The sequence below is a fragment of the Azospirillum agricola genome (genome assembly GCF_017876095.1).
GTDB lineage: Bacteria > Pseudomonadota > Alphaproteobacteria > Azospirillales > Azospirillaceae > Azospirillum > Azospirillum agricola.
In genome coordinates, this window is the sequence record NZ_JAGINM010000001.1 from 38,181 (window position 1) to 57,459 (window position 19,279).

Sequence of the window (19,279 nt, forward strand, 5' to 3'; positions counted from 1 at the left end):
GGGGTGAGGGGAATGCATTGCGACACCCGGCGGGATCGCCGGGGGCTTCTCATTACAAGGCTTTGCGGGCGACCTGCTGTCCGTCCCGTAAATCCACCCCACGCATCCCCCTCACCCCGACCCTCTCCCCGGGGGGAGAGGGGATAAGAGAGTGGGGGTTGGGACGGGATGCGGCGGCCGATTACTCCGTGTAGTAGCCGCTGCCCACCAAGTAATCGCCCTCGCGGACGATGTAGGAGTGCTTGTGCTCCACCTTGTTGCTGGAGCGGTTCAGCCAGACATACTCGACCACGCCGGCCGGGTTGGCGGCGGTGGCCTTCTGCATCTCCTGCACGATCGGCTTGCCCTCGGCATCCGTCAGCCCGGCGGCGTCCTGGCCGGTCAGGGACGGGTTGCCGCCGGAGGCGACGTAGCGGCCGCTCTTGTCGAACACGAAGACGTAGAGATCCTGCCGGACGAAGCCGCCCTTGGGGTCGTTGAAGGCCTTCGCGGCCTCCGCCGGCCCCTTGGCCTTCAGATAGGCGACGGCGTCCTGCACCAGGGCCTTGGCCTGGTCGGGCGTCGAGGGAGCGGCCAGCGCCGGGGCGGCGGCGATCGAAAGCAGCGCCGCCGCCAGAAGGAGGGCGCGGGTGAAGCGGCTATGTTCCATGATGCTGGTGTCCTTGTTTTTGACGAATGGACCTATCGGGCAGCATCAGTTCTGGACGGGCCGGTGGTCCGGCCTCGCCCGTGCTCTTCGGTTGGAGCGGAAACATCCTAGCGCATGAGGGTGGCGGAGGAAGAGGCGCGTTGCCGCACCTCCTCCCAAAGTATGACAGGGCCCGAACCCTTACAGCGCCTTGACCGCCTTCAGCACGGCGGCGACATGGCCGGTGACCTTCACCTTGCGCCACACCTGCCGCACCACCCCGTCCTTGTCGATCAGGAAGGTGGCGCGCTCCAGCCCCATGTATTTGCGGCCGTACATGCTCTTCTCGACCCAGACGCCGTAGGCCTCCGACACGCTGCCGTCGGTGTCGGACGCCAGCGGGAAGGTCAGGTCGTGCTTGGCCTTGAACTTGTCGTGGCTGGCGACGCTGTCCTTCGACACGCCGATGACGGTGGCGTCGACGGCGGAGAAGTCCGGCAGCTGGTCGCGGAAGCCGCAGGCCTGCGAGGTGCAGCCCGACGTGTCGTCCTTGGGGTAGAAATACAGCACCACCGGTTTGCCGCGCAGGGCCGACAGCGTGACGCTGCCGCCGCCGTCGGTCGGCATGGTGAAGTCGGGGGCGGTGGTTCCGATCTCGATCGGGGCGGGGGCGGTCATGGCAGCTTCGGATCCTGCTGGGAAGCGGGCGGGGTGAGGCGGGACGCCGGTTCCTCGACCAGCGCCCGGTAACGGGCGTGGGCGCGGGCGGCGATGGCGCGGATTCTGCTGTCCAGCGCGGCGAAGTCAACCGGCGGTTCCTCGTCGGGGAAGGCGGCGCGGGCGAGGCCGGCGAACAGGGTGGGCGACACCTGCTCGGGATCGAGCACGCCGGCGGTGGTCAGCCGCAGGAATCCCTGCACCCGCCGCCACAGCCGCAGGGTCGCTTCCAGCTCCGCCGCCACCTCCGGTTCCAGCGCGCCGGTGCGCGCCGCGCTCTGGAGCGCCTTGGCGGTGCCGATGTGGAGGATCTCGGGCCGCTCATGGGCGAATCGGAGCTGGAGATACTGGGCGATGAACTCGATGTCGATCAGCCCGCCGCGCGCGTATTTGACGTTCCACGGGTTGGGCGTGCCGAACTCCTTGTCGATCCGGCGGCGCATGTCGGCGACGTCCCACAGCAGCTTGTCCGGGTCGCGCGGCGCGGTCAGCGCGTCGCAGACGGCCTTCGACACCCGCTCCGCCAGGGCCGGGTCGCCGCCGATGACGCGGGCGCGGGTCAGCGCCATCTGCTCCCAGGTCCAGGCGTCGCCGGCCTGGTACTTGACGAAGGCGTCGAGCGAGGTCGCCAGCGGCCCGGCGTTGCCCGACGGGCGCAGCCGCATGTCGACCTCGTAGAGCCGCCCGTCGCCCATCGGCGCGGTGATGGCGTTGGTCAGCCGCTGCGTCAGCTTGATGTAATACTCGTTGGGCGACAGCGGCTTGGCGCCGTCCGACACGCGGGCGGAGCCTTGGATGTCGTAAATGACGATCAGGTCGATGTCGGAGGTGACGGTGAGCTGCCGGCTGCCCAGCTTGCCCATCGCCACCACCACCCAGGCGCCGCCGGGGATGCGGCCGTGGCGGGCGGCGAACTCCTCCTCCACCCGGCGGGCGAGGTCGGGAACCACGATGTCGGCGAGGTCGGACAGGAACAGCCCGCAGCGGTCGCCGTCGGTGATGCCGCGCAGGATGTGGGCGCCGGCGCGGAAGCGCTGGTCGTTGGTCCAGCGCCGCGACAGGGTCAGCGCGTCCTCGAAGTCGCGGGCGGCGGCGATGACGCGGGCGTGGTCGCCGGCCAGCCCCTCGTCCTTGGTCGGCAGCGGGTCGAAGAAGTCGGGGGAGATCACCGCGTCGAGCAGCGACGGGTTGCGCGACAGGGTGGCGGCGAGCTGCGGCGCCGTTCCCAGGATCTCGGCGACCAGCGCCAGCAGCCACGGGTTGGCGACGAACAGCGAGAACAGCCCGACCCCGGCCGGCAGCCGGGCGAGGAAGCCGTCGAAATTCATCAGCGCGGTGTCGGGGGCCGGCGTCTTGGCCAGATCGGCGAGCAGGGCGGGCGTCAGCTCGGTCAGCAGCTCGCGCGCGCGGGCCGAGCGGGTGGCGCGGTAGCGGCCCCGGTGCCAGGAGGACACCACGGCGATCACCCGGCTGGGGTCGGCGTAGCCCATGCCGCGCAGCGTCTCCACCGTGCCGGGGTCGTCGTCGGTGCCGGTGAAGACGAGGTTGCCGGGGCCGGACAGCGACGGCGCCTCCTCGAACAGTTCGGCGTAGCGGTCCTCGACGCGGCCGAGCCGGGCCAGCAGGTCGGCGCGGAAGTCGGCCGGGTCGTCGTAGCCGAGGAAGGTCGCCAGATGCGCCACGCCCTCGTCGTCGGCGGGGATGCGGTGGGTCTGCTGGTCGTTGGTCATCTGGATGCGGTGCTCGACCCGGCGCAGGAAACGGTAGGCCTCGGCCAGCTCCTCCACCGTCTGCGGCGGCACGCGGCCGATGCCGCACAACGCCTCGTTGGCCAGCAGGGTGGGGGCGATGCGGACGCGGGTGTCGCGCCCGCCGAAGATCAGCTGCTGGGTCTGGGCGAAGAACTCGATCTCGCGGATGCCGCCGCGCCCGACCTTGATGTCGTGGCCGTTGACCGTCACCTCGCGGTGGCCCTTGTGGGCGTTGATCTGGCGCTTGATCGAGTGGATGTCCTGGATCGCCGCGAAATCCAGGTTGCGGCGCCAGATGAAGGGCTCCAGGAAGCGCAGGAAGCTGGCCCCGGCCTCCGGGTCGCCGGCGATGGCGCGGGCCTTGATCATGGCCGCGCGCTCCCAGTTCTGGCCGACGCTGCCGTAATAAATTTCGGCCGCCGACACGGAAACCGCCAGGGGCGTGGCTCCGGGGTCGGGGCGCAGCCGCAGGTCGGTGCGGAAGACGTAGCCGTCCTTGGTGTGTTCATCCATAATGCGCACAAGATCGCGCGCGATACGGATGAACGTACGGGCGAGGTTGTCCGGCTGGGGCGTCCGCACAACGGCGTCGTCGTATAGGACGATCAGGTCGATGTCGCTGGAGTAATTGAGTTCGCGCCCGCCAAGCTTGCCCATGCCGAGAACGATCAGGCCCGACCCCACCCACGGACGCTGCGGATCCGGCAGCGTCAGCGTGCCCGCCTCGCCGGCCCGCCGCAGCAGATGCGCCGCGGCCAGCCGCACGGCCGTCTCCGCCATCTCCGACAGGGCGCCTGTGACCTGCTCCAGCGTCCAGACGCCGGCGATGTCGGCCAGCGCGATCAGCAATGCCGCCCGCCGCTTGGCCAGCCGCAGCCCGGTCATCAGCCGGTCCATGGCGCGCTCCCCGGCGTATTCCGCCGCCAGCGTCGCCAGCAGGGCGTCGAAGGTCGCCTCGAAGCCGTCCTCGACGATGCGCCGGACGAAGGGCAGCTCGCGCGTCAGGCTGTGGCCGAGATACGGGCTGTTGCCGCACACCGCGTCGATCAGGGTCCGTCCGGGGCTTGTGGCGGCGAAGCCCTCGGCCCATGTCCGCAGTTCGGGGTCGGCGCTGGCGGCGGCCTGTTGCAGCCAGCGTTCCACCCCCAGCGCGGCCTGGGCGGCGTCGAAGGCTTTGGGAAGGGCGGCGGACAAGACGATGGGCATGGGACCGGGCTTTCTTGCTCAAATCATGGGCAAAAACCTGCACGGCTTGGGGGATTGCGTCAATCGGGCGATTGAGCGCCCCGCCTGCGGCGTGATGGTCCGGCGGACCTTCCCTTGATCCGCCGGACCGCGAAGATTCTCGCCGTGACGCTGGGTGGCGTCGCGGTGGTGGCGGTCGCCAGCGCCGGCCTGTTCGCGTGGCGGCTGTCGGAAGGCCCGATCGCGCTCGACCCGCTGACCCCCTACGTCGAACGCGCGCTGAGCGATCCGGAGGGGCGCTTCGGCGTGCAGGTCGGCGAGCTGGTGCTGTCGCTGGAAGCCGAGGAGGCGGTGGGCGACGTTGGCGCCGGACCGCGCCGGCTCGACCTGCGGGCACGGCGGGTGCGGGCGGTGAACGCCGACGGCGAGGAGCTGGCGGCGGTGCCGGAGATGGGCATCGGCTTCTCCGTCCCGGCGCTGTTCCTGGGCAAGCTGTCGCCGACCCGGCTCGATCTGGTGCGGCCGCGCGTGCAGGTGCTGCGGCGCGCCGACGGCAGCCTCGCCTTCGACGTGCGCACCGACAGCGCGGGCGTCGCCGAATCCTCCGCGAAGGACGGCCGGCCGGATTTGTTGCAGGAACTGGTGGCGAGCCTGCGCAGCCCGCCCGACGTCAACCGGCCGATGGGGCTGTTGCGCCGCCTGTCGGTGACCGGGGCCGACCTGACGGTGGTCAACCGCATGCTGGATCTGTCCTGGCACGCCAAGCGGGCCGACATCCTGCTGACCCGCGACGACCAGGGCACCCAGGCGCGGGCGCGGGTGGCGCTCGACGCCTCGCGGCGCGACGACGCCCGGCCGGTCACGGTGGAGGCCAGCGGCAGCTACCACAACGCCGACTCCACCACCGACCTGACGCTGGCCTTCGACCGGCTGCTGCCGGCGGAGCTGGCCGACATCGGGCCGGCGCTGGCGCCGCTGGCGGCGGTGTCGGTGCCGCTGGGCGGGCGGCTGGAGGCGCGGCTCGACGAGCGGTTCGAACCGCTGCGCATCGGCTTCGATCTGAAGGGCGGGGCGGGGAGCGTGAGCCTGCCGGAGTTGCGGCCCGAGCCGGTCGCGGTCCTCGGCCTGTCGGCGCGCGGCAGCCTGGACGTCGCCGGCCGGCGCGGCGTGCTCGACGCGCTCGCCCTGCGGGTCGCCGCCCCCGACGGCGGGGAGCCGGTCGCCCTCACCGCGCGCGGCACGCTGACCGAACGCGACGACGGCCGTTCGGGGACCGCCACCCTGTCGCTGACGGCCGGCGGGCATACGGCCGGCTTCGACATCGACGGCACGCAAGGGCCGGACGGGAGCGCGCGGGCGCGTCTGCGTCTGACCGGTGTGCAGCCCTCCGCCCTGGCGCCGCTCGCCCCGGCGCTGGCGCCGCTGGCCGCCGCCGCCGTGCCGCTGTCCGGCGAGGTGGAGCTGGCTGTCGATTCCGCCCTGCACCCCACCGCGCTGCGCGCGGCGCTGACCGCCGGGGCGGGGCGGATCTCGCAGCCCAAAATGTTCGACGAACCCGTGCCGTTGGCCTCGGCCGAACTGCGGGTGCGGGGCGACCGCGCCAGCGGCCGGCTGGAGGTGGAGCGTTTCGCCCTGGCGCTTGGCGACGGCCCCGCCGGCCCGCGCATCGAGGGCAGGGCGACGGCGACCGAGCAGGCCGGACAGGTGTCGGCCGAGGCGTCGGTCGTCGCGCGCGGCGTGCCGCTGGACGATCTGCACCGCTATTGGCCGAAGACGCTCAGCCACAATTCGCGGGCCTGGGTGACGGCCAACATCTCGCACGGCACGGTGACGGAGGCGACGGCGAACGCCGCGCTGTCCTTGCCGCTCGACAATCCCGGCGCGGCGAAGCTCGGCCAGTTCCACGCCCGCATCCAGGGCGAGAACGCCACCGTCCGTTACTTCCACGACCTCTCCCCGGTCACCGGCGCCGGCATGGACGCGACGAGCGACGGCAAGACCTTCACCATCCTGACCAAGGGCGGCCGCATCGGCGACATCGAGGTCGGCGACGGCAAGGCGGTGATCGGCGGCCTCGACGTCGGCAAGGAGACGATGGACATCCGCGTCCCGGTGCAGGGGCCGGTGCGCTCGATCCTGACGCTGCTCGACACGCCGCCGCTGGGCTACCCGACCAAGCTGGAGCTGGACCCCAAGCGCACCCAGGGCACGGCCGAGGCGCAGCTCCACTTCGCCTTTCCGCTGCTGGCCGATCTGAAGGTCGAGGACCTGAATCTCGACGTCACCGGCAAGCTGCGCGGCGTCGGGGTGGAGAAGGTCGCGGCCGGCCTGAACGCCACCGACGGCGACCTGTCGCTGGCGCTCGACCTCAAGGCGATGACGATCAAGGGCAACACCAGGCTGGACGGCATTCCGGTGTCGGTCGACTGGAAGGAGTCCTTCGATTCGACCGCCAAGGGGCCGCGCACCCGCATCGCCGTGAAGGGCGACGTCACCGCCGACGACCTGCGCGCCCACGGCATCGACCTGGAGGAGCGGGTGGCGGGGCCGATGGGCGCCGACATCCTGTTCACGGTGGACCGCCGCCACAAGCTGGCGCTCGCCGCGACGATGAACCTGGAGAAGACCCGCCTGTCGATCGCCGAGCTGGGCTGGGAGAAGCCGCCCGGCCAGCCGGGAAGCGGCAAGCTGACCCTGGAGTTCGACAAGGACCGCCCGACCCGGATCAGCGGGCTGACGGTCGATGCCGGCGGGCTGAAGGCGCAGGCCAACCTGGAGCTGGCCGACGGCGGGCGGCGGGTGGCGCGCGTCGTCGTGCCGTCGCTGAAGCTCGGGTCGACCGACCTGCGCGCCGATCTGCTGGTGCGGCCGAAGACCGCGTCGGGTGCGCCCGGCGGCTATGTTGGCAGCATCACCGGCGAGAGCCTCGACGCCCGCCATCTGGTCGGCAAGCCCGACCCCGCGAAGGCGGCGGCCCCGCCCTCCGATCCGGCCAAGCCGGACCCCGGCGACGGCCGCAAGACCCCGCTGGATCTGGATCTGAAGCTGAATTCCTTGGTGTTCGGCGACGGGCGGCGGCTGCGTCAGGTCGCCGGCACCATGCGCCGCGATCCCATCGCCTGGACCTGGCTGGACGTCACCGGGCGCAGCGGGCCGGGTGGAGGCGTGGCCATCACCTACAAGCCGGGGCCGCGCGGGGTCTACGACCTCGCCATCCGCGCCGACGACCTCGGCGAGGCGTTGAAGGCGATGGATCTCAACGACCGGATGCAGGGCGGCCGGCTGCGTCTGACCGGCCGGACGGTGGAGCCGCGCGCCGACGCCGCCATCGAGGGCAAGACCGAGATCCTCGACTACACGCTGATCGACGTGCCGGTGCTGGCGCGCATCCTCAACGCCATCTCCCCCTCGGGCGTCGCCGAACTGCTGGGCGGCGGCAAGGGCGTCAATTTCGGGCGGATGTCGGCGGATTTCCGCAAGGAGGGGCGCCTGTTGACCCTGAAGGACCTGCGCACCTCCGGCTCGGCGCTCGGCCTGACGCTGGAGGGCGAGGTCGACATCGACACCGACACCGCCAACCTGCGCGGCACCATCGTGCCCATCTATGGCCTGAACCGGCTGATCGGCCAGATTCCGCTGCTTGGCGACATCCTCAGCGGCGGCGAGGGGCAGGGGATCTTCTCCGCGACGTGGCATGTGCGCGGCCCGCTGTCCGATCCGGACGTGACCGTCAACCCGCTGGCCGTGCTGGCGCCCGGCTTCCTGCGCAACCTGTTCTTCCTGGGGGATGGGAAGTCCGCACCGACCGCCCCGCCGGACAGCAGGCCGCCGCCGGACTCGCACATGCGGTAGGGGAACTGGCGCATGCGTCCCCGACCCCGTCCATGAGCGCTGACATGGGTCCCTTTCCCCGAGGGAAAGGGACCGGAAGCAACGCCGGTTGAAGGCGGGGGGCGGCCCTTACGCCACCTTCACCAGAACATGCCGCTTCTTGCCGGCGCTCAGCTTGACCACGCCGTCCGCGTTCAGATCGGCGACGGTGGCCTTCATCGCCTCGTCGGCGATGGCGCCGTCGTTCAGCTTGGCGCCGCCGCCCTTGATCAGGCGGCGCGCCTCGCCCTTCGACGCGGCCAGCCCGGCCGACACCAGCAGGTCGACCACGGCGATGCCGGCCTCCAGCTCGGCGCGGGCGACGTCGATGGTCGGCAGGCCGTCGGCGGCGGCACCCTCCTCGAAGGCGCGGCGGGCGGTCTCGGCTGCCTCCCGGGCGGCCTCCTCGCCATGGGCCAGACGCGTCACCTCGTTGGCGAGGATCTTCTTGGCCTCGTTGATGCCGGCGCCCTCCAGCCTCTCCAGCCGGGCGACCTCGTCGAGCGGCAGCTCGGTGTAGAGGCGCAGGAAGCGGCCGACGTCGGCGTCCTCGGTGTTGCGCCAGTACTGCCAGAAATCATAGGCGCCGAGCTTGTCGGCGGTCAGCCAGACCGCACCCGCCGCCGTCTTGCCCATCTTGGCGCCCGACGAGGTCGTCAGCAGCGGCGTGGTCAGGCCGAACAGCTCCGCCCCGTCGGTGCGGCGGCCCAGCTCGACGCCGTTGATGATGTTGCCCCACTGGTCCGACCCGCCCATCTGGAGCGTGCAGCCGAGCCGCCGCTTCAACTCGACGAAATCGTAGGCCTGGAGGATCATGTAGTTGAATTCGAGGAAGGTCAGCGGCTGCTCGCGCTCCAGCCGCAGCTTGACCGATTCGAAGCTCATCATGCGGTTGATGGTGAAATGGCGGCCGATGTCGCGCAGCAGCGGGATGTATTTCAGCTCGTCGAGCCAGTCGCCGTTGTTGACCATCACCGCGTCGGTCGGCCCGTCCCCAAAGGTCAGGTAGCGGCCGAAGATGCGCTTGATGCCGGCCATGTTGGCGGCGATGACCTCGTCGGTCAGAAGCTGGCGCGCCTCGTCCTTGCCCGACGGGTCGCCGATCTTGGTGGTGCCGCCGCCCATCAGGACGATCGGCTTGTGCCCGGTCTTCTGGAGCCAGCGCAGCATCATGATGGGCAGCAGGCTGCCGACATGCAGGCTGTCCGCCGTGCAGTCGAAGCCGATGTAGGCGACGATCGGCCCCTTGGTCGCGCGCTCGTCGAGCGCCGCGAGATCGGTGCACTGGTGGATGAAGCCGCGCTCCTGAAGGGTGCGCAGGAAATCCGAGGAGGGAGTCGTCGTCATGGGGCCGCAATCCGGCTGTCGTTGGGGACCAGAAGTCGGCGTCTGTTACCATGGAACGGCGGGAGCCTCAATCCGCGCGGCCGGCCCGCGTCAAAGGGGTGGCGTCAAAGGGCCGGCGTTAAGGGGATGACGTCAAAGGGGTGACGGGACGCATCGCCTGTCGTAGGTTGAGCGCCCACGCCTTACGGCAACGACGAGCGGTCACGAGGACACCATGTGCGAACTCCTGGGCATGAGCGCCAACGTGCCCACGGACATCTGCTTCAGCTTCGCCGGGCTGATGCGGCGCGGCGGCCAGACCGGCCCGCACCGCGACGGCTGGGGCATCGCCTTCTACGAGGGCAAGGGCTGCCGCAGCTTCCACGACCCGGCCCCGAGCAGCGAATCGGAGATCGCGGCGCTGGTCAGCCGCTACTCCATCAAGTCCTGCACGGTGATCTCGCACATCCGCCGCGCCAACCGGGGCCGCGTGTCGCTGGAGAACACCCACCCCTTCACGCGCGAGCTGTGGGGGCGGCTGTGGACCTTCGCCCACAACGGCCAGCTCAAGGGCGTCAAGGACCGGCTGCTGACCTTCTACGAGCCGGTCGGCACCACCGACAGCGAGCACGCCTTCTGCTGGCTGCTCGACCAGATCCGCATGCAGTACCCGGAACCGCCGCGCTCCACGGCCGGGCTGATGAAGCTGATCCGCCACTTGGCCGCCGATCTCGGGACGCTGGGCGTCTTCAACATGCTGCTCAGCGACGGCAAGAACCTGTGGTGCCACTGCTCGACCAACCTCGCCTGGCTGACCCGCAAGGCTCCCTTCGGCGCCGCCACCCTGCTGGACGCCGACATGAGCGTCGATTTCTCCAAGGAGACGACGCCGGACGACGTCGTCACCGTCGTCGCCACCCGGCCGCTGACCCGCGACGAGGCCTGGACCGTGATGAAGCCCGGCGAAATGGTGGTGTTCCGGTCCGGACTGGTGGTGGGGCGCTGACGTCATTGTTGCGGATTCCGTGACGATCTTTCGTCAACCCGTTGGCTTCCCCTTGCATTGTCCATGGAGCATGGTCGTCGGCAGAGATTGACCGGCGCCGGGCGCCGGCCGCACCAACGAAAAGGCTTCGCGTCATGACCAGGATTTTGCAGATCGACTCCAGCCCGCTCGGCGCCGCGTCGGTCACCCGCCAGCTCACCGCCTCCATCGTCGAGGCCCTGCGCAAGGCCGAGCCGGCCGCCGAGCTGGCCTATCGCGACGTCGCCGCCAACCCGCCGGACCACCTGTCGGGCGAGCTGTTGCAGGTCGTGAAGTTCCGCAACCTGGACGGCCTGAACGACCGCCAGAAGGCCGAGCTGGCCCTGACCGACGAGCTGGTCGAGGAGTTCCTGGCCGCCGACGTCGTGGTCATCGGCGCGCCGATGTACAACTTCTCGATCCCGACCCAGCTCAAGGCGTGGATCGACCGGCTCGCCCAGGTCGGCCGCACCTTCCGCTACACCGAGAAGGGCCCCGAGGGTCTGGCCGGCGGCAAGCGCGTCATCGTCGCCTCGGGCCGTGGCGGCGTCTATTCGAGCAACCCGGCGCTGGCCGGGCTGGACCATCAGGAGGCCTATCTGCGCACCGTGCTCGGCTTCTTCGGCATCACCGACGTCAGCTTCGTCCGCGCCGAGGGCGTCGGCATGGGCCCGGACGCCAAGGCCGCCGCCTTCGCCAAGGCCGACGAGACGATCGAGAGCCTGTTCGCCGCCGCGTGAGGGTGCGTGCCCTCTCCCAGGGCGGGAGAGGGACGATCCACCGTTACCCCAGCGCCTCCTGGATCATCTCCACCGCCACGTCGAGCGGCAGGTCGAGGCGCTGGATGCCGTGCTGGGCGAGGAAGCGCTCCTCGTTGCGCGACAGTTCGCCCTGGATCACCGCCCAGTGGCGGTCCGACGAGCGCTTGGCGATCTGGCGCGCGTAGGTGCGCTGGATCTCGTGGTCGAAGCGGCAGCCGAGATAGAGGAAGTGCCGCCCGGCGCGGCGCTCCTGCACCGACGGCGGGATCGGAGTCTGGATATCGATCTCGGTCAGCAGCTCCACGAAGTCGCTGTCGGACACCAGATAGTTCCCGGCCGGAGCCACGGCGCCCGACGGCTTGTAGAGCAGGGTGTCCCAGCCGGCCGCCGCCCCGGCCGTCGTCTCGGCCCCGTCCAGTCCGTAATACTTCACCCATTCCCCGGTCGATTGCGGGTGCGACAGCCCCTGGATCTGTCCCCAGTCGCGGTCGCCGAGGCCGGTCAGCAGCGCGTCCAGCACGTTGTCGTACCAGACGTCGACGATCAGCGGCGGCGCCGGAATGGCGGCGACCAGTCGGTGGACCGGCGTCGGCGGCACCGTCTGGCGGAACAGCTCGTTGAGAATCGCGTCCAGCGTCTTGCGGTGGCGCCGCGTCTCGATGAACTGGGCGACCGCCGTCAGGTTGGTGCGGAAGCGCCCCGGCGCCGTGACCCTGGCGTTCAGCCGCTGGGTCAGCTCGGCCGAGTTGCGCGGGATCGGGCATTCCTCCGGCGGCAGCAGCGCGAAGGCGCCCGGTCCGAGATAGGGCACCGCCCGCCGGGCCTTCAGCGCCGCGACGATGTCGGCGATGGCGGCGGCGGTGTCGGTCACCGTGACGGAATCGGCTTCGGTTCCGGAGGCGAGAGCGGTGTCGGTCATGGGAATTCCCCTTCAGAACCTGCGTCAGAGATAGATCGCGGCACCCGCTCCGGTGTTGACCGAGGCGTCCTTCAGCGTGTCGACGATGAAGCGGACCTGATCCTCGGTGATCCCGTGATGCAGCGGCAATGCCAGCACCCGGTCGGCCGTCTTGGTGCAGACCGGGCAGTCGGAGCGGCCGGCGCCGCGCTCCAGGTAATATTGCTGGGTGTGCAGAGGCTGGCCGTAGTCGGAGGCGTCGATGCCCTGGCCGTCGAGATCCTCGATGATCGCCCGGCGGCCCGAGGCGGTGAAGCGCGTGCCGAGATGGACGCTGTAGACCATCGGGTTGACGATCCCGGCCCCGGCGCCGCGGTAGGGCGGCTTGATGCCCTCGAAGCTCGCCATCGCCGCGTCGTACCAGCCGATCACCCGGTTGCGGCGGGCGACGATCTCCGGCAGCCGCTTCAACTGGACGAGGCCCAGCGCGGCGTTGAGGTCGCTCATCCCGGCGTTCCACGGCACGGTGCGGGTGATGACCACGGTGTTGCGGTGCTCCGGCTCGCGGCGGCGCAGGTAGCGCAGGCGGTGCGCCAGATCCTTGTCGTCGGTGACGATCATCCCGCCCTGGCCGGCCAGCAGGATGCCGGGCTCGGAGAAGTCGAAGACGGCGGCCTCGCCGAAGCTTCCCACCATCCGGCCCTTGTAGGTCGAGCCGATCGCCTCGGTCGAATCCTCCAGCAGGATCAGGCCGCGCGCCTTGGCCAGCGCGGTCAGCTCGTCCCAATGGGCGGGGTGGCCGTTGACGTTGCCGGCCAGGATGGCGCGGGTCGCCGGGTTGACCAGCGCTGCCGCCTTCTCCGGGTTGATGGTGTGCTGCCAGTAATCGATGTCGACCAGCACCGGCGTGGCGCCGCTGAGCGCCACCGCCTGCTGCGCCTGGTGCCAGCCGAAGGGGCTGCACAGCACCTCGTCGCCCGGCCCGATGCCCAGCGCCTTCAGCAGCAGCAGCGTGGCGATGGAGCCGCCCGACACCGCCACCGCGTGGGCGCGGCCGACATAGGCCGCGAAGGCGGTCTCGAAGGCCCGCGTCATCCGCCCGTCGCTCAGGCCGCCCGACGTCAGCACACGGCCGAGAACCTCGACCTCGGCGCCCGAGATGTCGGGGTCGGTCAGCGCGATGAAGTCGTCGAGGCCGTCGTCGCCTTGGTCGCCGCCGTTCGGAGCCGTTTCCACTCCCGCCCGTGAGCCGTCCATTCAGTCGTCCTCGTCGCGTTGGGCGATCACGACGCCGGTGGCAAGCTCCGGCTTGTCGGTGATGAGCCAGCAGTGGTTGTTGCCGTCGACCAGATGCAGGTCGAACCCGCTCCCCTCGCGGAACGGATCCTCGGCCATCACCGCCGCGTGGGCGCCGGTGACGGTCTTCAGGTCGGGGTGCGCGTCGCGCACGGCGCGCACCACCGTGTCCAGCCGGCCGCCCTCGGCGAACAGCCGGCCGGCCAGCGTGGCGATGCTCTCGATCCGCTCGGGGGACAGGGCCATGACGATCACTCCGCGCCGCGTTTCTTGGCTTCGACGGTGATGGGAAGGCGGGTGTCGGCCGGCAGCTCCGGCAGGTCGAGCGTCCAGCCGTTGGCGACCTTGACCCAGCCGCCCCACAGATCCGGCTTCTCCATCTCGACGATCGGCTCCTCGAGGTCCTTCTTGGCGACGTAGATCGTGTACTGCTCGGCGACCTTGCGGATCATCACTTTCATCAACTCGACTCCAGAGCGTTGTTTTCGTTGTCGTTGTTGTGTCTCTCACGCGGCGACGAGGCGGGCGTGCAACGCCGGCAGCTCGCCCAGCACCGCGTCGATCTCCGCCGCCGTGCTGTAGCGGCTGAGCGAGAAGCGCAGGCTCGCCGACGCCTCCGCCCCGCTCAGCCCCATGGCGGTCAGCACATGGCTCGGCTCGTTGCCGCCCGACGAGCAGGCGGCGCCCATCGACACCGCGATGCCGGCGCGGTCGAGCCGGGTCAGCAGCTCCTCGGCGTCGACCGGGCGGCCCCGACCGTCGGCGAAGCGGATGTTGGTGGTGTTGGGCAGGCGCGCGACACGCCCGCCGTTGACCTGGGCGCCGGGCCAGCGGGCGAGGATTCCCGCCTCCAGCCGGTCGCGCAGGAAGGCGACCAGCTCGCCCTCGTCCATCCACAGGGCGGCCAGCGAGGCGGCGGCGCCGAAGCCGACGATGCCCGGCACATTCTCGGTGCCGCCGCGCCGCCGCCGCTCCTGGTGGCCGTGGACCAGCGGGCGGAAGGGCGCGCCCTTGCGGACGTAGAGCGCGCCGACCCCCTTGGGCCCGTGCATCTTGTGGGCCGACAGCGTCAGATAGTCGGCGATGCCGCAATCGACCGGCACCCGGCCGGCCGCCTGCGCCGCGTCGGTGTGGAACAGCGCGCCGTGGGCGTGGGCGATGGCCGAGGCGCCGGCCACCGGCATCAGCACGCCCGTCTCGTTGTTGGCCCACATCATGGAGACCAGCGCCGTCCGCTCCGTCACCACCGCGCCGAGGTCGCTCAGCGAGGGCAGCCCGTCGGCGTTCACCGGCAGGATGGTGACGCGCCAGCCCTGCTGCCGCAGATCCTCGAACAGGGCCAGCGTCGAGGGGTGCTCGACCGCCGTGGTGACGATGTGGCTGCGGGTGTGGTCGGTTTCCTCCAGCGTGCGCAGCGCGCCGAGGATGGCGGCGTGCGTCGCCTCGGCGGCGCTGCCGGTCATCACGAGGTCGGCCGGCTTGGCGCCGATCAGGGCGGCGATCTGGGCGCGCGCCTCGCCGACCGCCAGCCGGGCGGCCATGCCGGGGCCGTGCGGGCTGGACGGGTTGGCGGCCGGGCCGAACAGGTGGGGCAGCATCGCCTCGCGCACCTCGGGGGCCAGCGCGGTGGTGGCGTTGTTGTCGAGGTAGATCGTCATGCCAGCACCCCCGGCGTGCCGCGCCGCGACCCGTCCGACGGGGCGATCTCCTCCTCCAGGCAGCCGACCACGGTGCCGCCGGGGAATTCGACCAGATAGACCGGGAGGTTGCCCTCCTCCGAGCGGCCGATCCGGATGATGATTCCGGGCGTGCCCTTGGGGGCCAGGATGGCGCCGGGGGCGGCGTGCGGGTGGCTGCCGTCGTTGAACAGATCCTCCTGCGCGCTGACCGGCAGGCCCCAGTCGTACAGCGGTTCGCGCGGCGGGATGAAGCCGGGCTTGGCGGGGGTGGCGGCTTCGGTCATCGCGAGGCTCCTTCCGGGTGGGTGTGGCCGGTGGGTGTCAGTCGGTCTGGTCGGCGGTCCGATCGGGGGGCTGGTCGGCGGTCATTGCGGGTCGTTGCAGCGGGCGTCGACGATCTCCAGCTCCTTGGCCCGCATGCCGACGACCACGCGCTTCTCGTAAAAATCGACGGCGTAGATGTAGTACATCTGGAGGTAGGTCCCGATCGAGATGACGTAGCCGACGTCGCCCTCGCGGATCAGGAAGTCGCCGATGGGGCGCCCCGGATAGGTGCCGTCGTTGCGGACATCCTTGAGCGCGCGGACCTTGTGGCCCTGCTCGAAGGCGGCGGGGCCTTCCAGCTCGATGGCCTCGTTGGGATCGCGGGCGCGCTCGCGGCGGACGGGCTGGGACATGCGGGCGGCTCCGTTGGCTTGGGAGTGGGGCGTCATAGCGGCGGCAGGTCGTTGGCGATGGCGCGGCCCTGGCGGCGCTGGCGGGCGATGGCGCGCACCTCGTCCTCCGGGTCGTCGAACAGGGGATCGAGCTGGTCGATGTCGATGCGCCCGGCGACGGCGAGCCGGACCATCCAGTCGGCGTCGCGCAGCAGGACGTGCAGCTTGGCGGGGGGCAGGCGCTGCGCCACCACCAGCCGGACGCGCGGGCTGTCGTCCCAGGCGAGGCTGGGCAGCCAGTCCATGGCGACGCGGCGGGCGACCTCGACGCGGACCTCGGGATCCTCGTCGTGCATCATCGCCGGCAGCATGCCTTCGGGGATGCGGCGCACGACGCGCATCCGCACCGAGCAGTCGGGATCGCGCATCAGCGGGGCGAGGTCGGCGTCCTCCAGCCGGGCGGCGACGGCGATCCGCACCTCGCGGTCGGGGTCGTCGCGCAGCTTCAGCAGCAGCCGGCGCGGCAGCCGGCGGGCCAGGGTGGCGCGCACCGTCTCGTCGGGATCCTCGATCAGCCGGGGAAGCTGGAAGATCGGGGCGAAACGCGCGGCGTTGGCCCGCACCTCGAAATAGGGGTGGCCGAGATGCTCGGCGGCCAGATCCGCGTTCCACTCGAAGAAGCGCTGGATGCGCTTGGCGTAGCGGTCGTGGACGCAGGCCCGGCGCGGCTGGCAGCGGCCGGCCGGTTTGCCGTCGGGATTGGAGACCGTCTCCGGCGGCGTCTCGGGATCGATCCGGCGGTCGCGGTGGGCGCAGGCGGCGCAGTCCACCATGTTGCCGCGCCAGTCGAGCGTTTCGAGGATCTCGTCGTCGCTCATGCGCCGGCCTCCTCGCGGACGGGCTCGCGGCCGGGTTCGTAATCGTCATCCTGCTCGTCGGCCCGCTCGCGGCGGTCGGCGACGGCCAGCAGGCGGGAGGCGCCGAAGCGGTCGTCGGGGTCGAGCGCGCGGACCAGGGTCAGGGCCTCGCGCCCCTCGGCGATGCGGCCCCGGCGCAGTTGCAGGTAGCCGATGGCGACGAGCGCGAAGAGGAACAGGCGGGGGGCGGGCTCCAGCCCGGCGAAGTCGGCGCTGGCCGGGGTGACGGCGCGCCAGTCGGCGTGGTTCAGGCCGATGGCGGCCATCGCGTGGCCGATCATCCGCTCGCCATAGGCCAGCGCCTCGTCGAGGTTGGCCTTGTAGAAATGGAACTTGTAGTGGCCGAGATCGACCAGCCGGTGGCCGGGGGCCGCCTCGGCGGCGCGGGCGAGGTGGTGGAGCGCCGTCGCGGAGTCGGCGTAGCTGGCGGCGGCCAGATGCAGGCACCGCTCCGCCTCGGGCGGCAGATCCCCGCCGTAATAGCGGCGGGCGAGCCAGTCTTCATCCACCTCGTCCAGCATGGCGGCGCTCCGGAAGGTCTCGCTTGCCCCACCCCGATCCTCCCCCGCCGGGCGGGGGAGGTGGGCGTCTTCTGGTCAGGCCGGGACGCAGCAGTCGGCCGGGCAGACCGAGGCGCATTGCGGGCTGTCGAACTGGCCCTCGCACTCGCTGCACTTGGTCGGGTCGATGATGTAGGTGCCCTTCTTGAAGCTGATGGCGATGTTCGGGCACTCGGCCTCGCAGGCGCCGCAGACGGTGCATTCGGCGGATTTGATCTTGTAGGCCATGGCTCTCTCCTTGCTGAAACGGGGATGGCTGTGGGGAAGGGGAAACGGGAAAGGGGTCAGGCGCGCCGGGCGGTCAGCGCCCCGGTGCGGATCACCGCGTCCTGGCCGGCGCGGCTTTGCACCGCGCCCCGGCCGAGACGTTCGGCGTGGTCCTTGAAGTAGGCGAGCGCCGATTCCTCGATGTACTCGAAGGCGAAGCGGTCGACCGGCTCGATGCCGGCGGCCTCCAGCGACTTGGACGGGCAGCCGCCGATCTTGGCGACCAGCACGGCGGCGCAGTCGTTGATGGCGGCCAGCACGCCGTCCAGCGTGTCGGCGTCGCCCGAGCCGCCCTCGCAATACTGGTCGACGCGGCGGTGGCCGACGAACTTGGCGCCGCTCGGGCCGACCTCGTAGATCTGGAATTCCTTGGCGTGGCCGAAATGCTCGTTGATGCGTTCGCCGCCCTTGGTGGCGACGGCGATCAGGATGGGGGCGGCCTCGGCGCCGACGGTCTCCTGCACCTCGGCCTTCGCCGCCTCCTTCGAGGCGTGGCGGCCGGCGCGCTCGGCCTCGACATGATCGCGGTAGGTGCGGCGGGCCTCCTCGTCGTAGCCGATCTCGCCCATCGCCTCGATCTTGTCGGTGGTGAACTCCTCGCCGCGGTCCTCGCCGAGCAGCCCGACCGCGTCGGCGCGGCACTGGCGGCAGTGGCGCATCAGCTTGGCGCCGCCCTCGCAGGCGTCCTGCACCACCTTCAGCTCCTGCGCGGTGGGGCCGCGCTGGCCGGTCAGGCCGAAATGGGTGCCGTGGGCCGGGTCGGAGATCAGCGGCATGATGTTGTGCAGGAAGGCGCCGCGCGCCTTCACCGCCTTGTTCACGTCGAGCAGGTGCGTGTCGTTGACGCCGGGGATCATCACCGAGTTGATCTTCACCAGGATGCCGCGCGCCGTCAGCATCTCCAGCCCGAGCATCTGCTGCTCGTGCAGGATCTTCGCGGCGTCGAGCCCGGTCCAGCGCTTGTGCTTGTAGAAGATCCACGGGTAGATGTGCCGGCCGATCTCGGGATCGACCATGTTGATGGTGATCGTCACATGGTCGATGTTGTACTGGGCGATGCGCTCGACGTTCTCCGGCAGCGCCAGCCCGTTGGTGGACAGGCAGAGCTTGAGGTCGGGCGCCTTCTTCTGGAGATGCTCGAAGGTCGCGAAGGTGTTCCTCGCCCCGGCCGCGAGGCTGTCGCCGGGGCCGGCGATGCCGATGACCGAGAGCTGCGGGATCTCCTGCGCCACCGCGAGGATCTTCCTGATCGCCTGGTCGGGGGTCAGCTTCTCGGAGACCACGCCCGGCCGGCTCTCGTTCGAGCAATCATATTTGCGGTTGCAGTAGTTGCACTGGATGTTGCAGGCCGGCGCCACGGCGACGTGCATGCGGGCGAAGTAATGGTGCGCCTCTTCCGAATAGCATGGGTGGTTCTTCACCTTCTCCCACACCGCCGGATCCATGTCGGCCGGCCCGTCGGACGAGCCGCAGGACGACGACGAGCAGCCGGACGCCGCCACCGGCGTCGATTCGGCGGGAGCCTTCAGCTCTCCCAGCCCGAGAATGCTGTCGAGCGAAATCACGTTGCCCATCATCCACTCCTTCCCTGCCGCGCCGGTTCCCGCGGCGCGGGATGGCGTTTGGCCTGCTTCGCCGGACGACACCGTTGGTCGCTTGGCTAAAAGCAAGTTCGGGGCCAACGAGGGAACTAGAGGGTTTTCAAAGGGTTGGCGGGTGTTGTCGGGTTTCCCGGCCCTGTCGG

Annotated in this window: 18 protein-coding genes; 3 read left to right on the top strand and 15 right to left on the bottom strand. The window is 70.7% G+C overall.

Annotated elements, in window-relative coordinates; all coding sequences use genetic code 11:
• Positions 1–181: 181 nt before the first annotated feature.
• The 3 genes from J2847_RS00225 to J2847_RS00235 all read right to left on the bottom strand — a co-directional run bounded on the left by J2847_RS00225 (position 182) and on the right by J2847_RS00235 (position 4,302).
• Positions 182–649 (bottom strand): cache domain-containing protein, encoded by a 468-nt coding sequence (locus J2847_RS00225; protein ID WP_209776158.1) that lies wholly within the window; start codon positions 647–649, stop codon positions 182–184.
• Positions 650–829: 180 nt separating this feature from the next.
• Positions 830–1,306, bottom strand: coding sequence for a thioredoxin-dependent thiol peroxidase (gene bcp / locus J2847_RS00230; RefSeq protein ID WP_209776159.1), 477 nt, complete (start codon positions 1,304–1,306; stop codon positions 830–832).
• Positions 1,303–4,302 (bottom strand): bifunctional [glutamine synthetase] adenylyltransferase/[glutamine synthetase]-adenylyl-L-tyrosine phosphorylase, encoded by a 3,000-nt coding sequence (locus J2847_RS00235; RefSeq protein ID WP_209776161.1) that lies wholly within the window; start codon positions 4,300–4,302, stop codon positions 1,303–1,305. The genes bcp and J2847_RS00235 overlap by 4 nt, the downstream gene beginning before the upstream one ends.
• A 114-nt stretch (positions 4,303–4,416) precedes the next feature.
• Between J2847_RS00235 and J2847_RS00240 the strand changes: the two genes are divergently transcribed.
• Positions 4,417–8,133, top strand: coding sequence for a YhdP family protein (locus J2847_RS00240; RefSeq protein ID WP_209776164.1), 3,717 nt, complete (start codon positions 4,417–4,419; stop codon positions 8,131–8,133).
• A gap of 108 nt (positions 8,134–8,241) precedes the next feature.
• Here J2847_RS00240 and tyrS read toward each other — a convergent pair whose 3' ends face one another.
• Positions 8,242–9,498, bottom strand: a complete 1,257-nt coding sequence (gene tyrS / locus J2847_RS00245) for a tyrosine--tRNA ligase (protein WP_209776166.1) — start codon at positions 9,496–9,498, stop codon at positions 8,242–8,244.
• 214 nt (positions 9,499–9,712) lie between these two features.
• Here tyrS and J2847_RS00250 point away from each other — a divergent pair, with 214 nt between their 5' ends.
• Positions 9,713–10,483 (top strand): class II glutamine amidotransferase, encoded by a 771-nt coding sequence (locus J2847_RS00250; protein WP_209776167.1) that lies wholly within the window; start codon positions 9,713–9,715, stop codon positions 10,481–10,483.
• 134 nt (positions 10,484–10,617) lie between these two features.
• Positions 10,618–11,241: an FMN-dependent NADH-azoreductase gene (locus J2847_RS00255; RefSeq protein WP_209776169.1), complete on the top strand. Its 624-nt coding sequence runs from the start codon at positions 10,618–10,620 to the stop codon at positions 11,239–11,241.
• Positions 11,242–11,284: 43 nt separating this feature from the next.
• Here J2847_RS00255 and J2847_RS00260 read toward each other — a convergent pair whose 3' ends face one another.
• The 11 genes from J2847_RS00260 to nifB all read right to left on the bottom strand — a co-directional run bounded on the left by J2847_RS00260 (position 11,285) and on the right by nifB (position 19,112).
• Positions 11,285–12,181 carry an SIR2 family protein gene (locus tag J2847_RS00260; protein WP_209776171.1) on the bottom strand — a complete coding sequence of 299 codons (897 nt, stop codon included), beginning with the start codon at positions 12,179–12,181 and terminating at the stop codon, positions 11,285–11,287.
• A gap of 24 nt (positions 12,182–12,205) precedes the next feature.
• Positions 12,206–13,417 carry a DegT/DnrJ/EryC1/StrS family aminotransferase gene (locus J2847_RS00265; protein ID WP_209776172.1) on the bottom strand — a complete coding sequence of 404 codons (1,212 nt, stop codon included), beginning with the start codon at positions 13,415–13,417 and terminating at the stop codon, positions 12,206–12,208.
• Positions 13,418–13,702: a hypothetical protein gene (locus J2847_RS00270; protein ID WP_209776174.1), complete on the bottom strand. Its 285-nt coding sequence runs from the start codon at positions 13,700–13,702 to the stop codon at positions 13,418–13,420. It abuts the gene before it with no gap.
• 5 nt (positions 13,703–13,707) lie between these two features.
• Complete coding sequence (gene nifT / locus J2847_RS00275) at positions 13,708–13,917, bottom strand: putative nitrogen fixation protein NifT (RefSeq protein WP_209776176.1); 210 nt, start codon at positions 13,915–13,917, stop codon at positions 13,708–13,710.
• A 45-nt stretch (positions 13,918–13,962) separates the two neighbouring features.
• Entirely contained in the window at positions 13,963–15,114 is a 1,152-nt protein-coding gene (locus J2847_RS00280; protein WP_209776179.1) for a cysteine desulfurase family protein, read from the bottom strand.
• Positions 15,111–15,419, bottom strand: coding sequence for a nitrogen fixation protein NifZ (locus tag J2847_RS00285; protein ID WP_085556119.1), 309 nt, complete (start codon positions 15,417–15,419; stop codon positions 15,111–15,113). Before J2847_RS00285 ends, J2847_RS00280 begins: the two co-directional genes overlap by 4 nt.
• An 81-nt stretch (positions 15,420–15,500) precedes the next feature.
• Entirely contained in the window at positions 15,501–15,812 is a 312-nt protein-coding gene (locus J2847_RS00290; RefSeq protein WP_209776180.1) for a nitrogen fixation protein NifZ, read from the bottom strand.
• A gap of 32 nt (positions 15,813–15,844) precedes the next feature.
• Positions 15,845–16,669 carry a 4Fe4S-binding leucine-rich repeat protein gene (locus tag J2847_RS00295; protein WP_209776183.1) on the bottom strand — a complete coding sequence of 275 codons (825 nt, stop codon included), beginning with the start codon at positions 16,667–16,669 and terminating at the stop codon, positions 15,845–15,847.
• Positions 16,666–17,229 carry a hypothetical protein gene (locus J2847_RS00300; RefSeq protein ID WP_233474200.1) on the bottom strand — a complete coding sequence of 188 codons (564 nt, stop codon included), beginning with the start codon at positions 17,227–17,229 and terminating at the stop codon, positions 16,666–16,668. Before J2847_RS00300 ends, J2847_RS00295 begins: the two co-directional genes overlap by 4 nt.
• Positions 17,230–17,304: 75 nt before the next feature.
• The gene (locus J2847_RS00305; protein WP_085556122.1) at positions 17,305–17,496 is read right to left on the bottom strand and encodes a 4Fe-4S dicluster domain-containing protein; all 192 of its coding nucleotides are present in this window, start codon (positions 17,494–17,496) and stop codon (positions 17,305–17,307) included.
• 56 nt (positions 17,497–17,552) lie between these two features.
• Positions 17,553–19,112, bottom strand: a complete 1,560-nt coding sequence (nifB, locus tag J2847_RS00310; RefSeq protein WP_411800552.1) for a nitrogenase cofactor biosynthesis protein NifB — start codon at positions 19,110–19,112, stop codon at positions 17,553–17,555.
• Positions 19,113–19,279 lie beyond the last annotated feature (167 nt).

What these genes read in the sequence shown, in the direction of transcription:
- J2847_RS00260 (WP_209776171.1), bottom strand. Translation starts at nt 12,181, where the DNA reads ATGACCGACACCGCTCTCGCCTCCGGAACCGAAGCCGATTCCGTCACG.
- J2847_RS00250 (WP_209776167.1), top strand. Translation starts at nt 9,713, where the DNA reads ATGTGCGAACTCCTGGGCATGAGCGCCAACGTGCCCACGGACATCTGC.
- J2847_RS00305 (WP_085556122.1), bottom strand. Translation starts at nt 17,496, where the DNA reads ATGGCCTACAAGATCAAATCCGCCGAATGCACCGTCTGCGGCGCCTGC.
- J2847_RS00280 (WP_209776179.1), bottom strand. Translation starts at nt 15,114, where the DNA reads ATGACGATCTACCTCGACAACAACGCCACCACCGCGCTGGCCCCCGAG.
- J2847_RS00225 (WP_209776158.1), bottom strand. Translation starts at nt 649, where the DNA reads ATGGAACATAGCCGCTTCACCCGCGCCCTCCTTCTGGCGGCGGCGCTG.
- J2847_RS00300 (WP_233474200.1), bottom strand. Translation starts at nt 17,229, where the DNA reads ATGCTGGACGAGGTGGATGAAGACTGGCTCGCCCGCCGCTATTACGGC.
- J2847_RS00285 (WP_085556119.1), bottom strand. Translation starts at nt 15,419, where the DNA reads ATGACCGAAGCCGCCACCCCCGCCAAGCCCGGCTTCATCCCGCCGCGC.
- nifT (WP_209776176.1), bottom strand. Translation starts at nt 13,917, where the DNA reads ATGAAAGTGATGATCCGCAAGGTCGCCGAGCAGTACACGATCTACGTC.
- J2847_RS00270 (WP_209776174.1), bottom strand. Translation starts at nt 13,702, where the DNA reads ATGGCCCTGTCCCCCGAGCGGATCGAGAGCATCGCCACGCTGGCCGGC.
- J2847_RS00235 (WP_209776161.1), bottom strand. Translation starts at nt 4,302, where the DNA reads ATGCCCATCGTCTTGTCCGCCGCCCTTCCCAAAGCCTTCGACGCCGCC.
- bcp (WP_209776159.1), bottom strand. Translation starts at nt 1,306, where the DNA reads ATGACCGCCCCCGCCCCGATCGAGATCGGAACCACCGCCCCCGACTTC.
- J2847_RS00265 (WP_209776172.1), bottom strand. Translation starts at nt 13,417, where the DNA reads ATGGACGGCTCACGGGCGGGAGTGGAAACGGCTCCGAACGGCGGCGAC.
- J2847_RS00255 (WP_209776169.1), top strand. Translation starts at nt 10,618, where the DNA reads ATGACCAGGATTTTGCAGATCGACTCCAGCCCGCTCGGCGCCGCGTCG.
- nifB (WP_411800552.1), bottom strand. Translation starts at nt 19,112, where the DNA reads ATGATGGGCAACGTGATTTCGCTCGACAGCATTCTCGGGCTGGGAGAG.
- J2847_RS00295 (WP_209776183.1), bottom strand. Translation starts at nt 16,669, where the DNA reads ATGAGCGACGACGAGATCCTCGAAACGCTCGACTGGCGCGGCAACATG.
- J2847_RS00290 (WP_209776180.1), bottom strand. Translation starts at nt 15,812, where the DNA reads ATGTCCCAGCCCGTCCGCCGCGAGCGCGCCCGCGATCCCAACGAGGCC.
- tyrS (WP_209776166.1), bottom strand. Translation starts at nt 9,498, where the DNA reads ATGACGACGACTCCCTCCTCGGATTTCCTGCGCACCCTTCAGGAGCGC.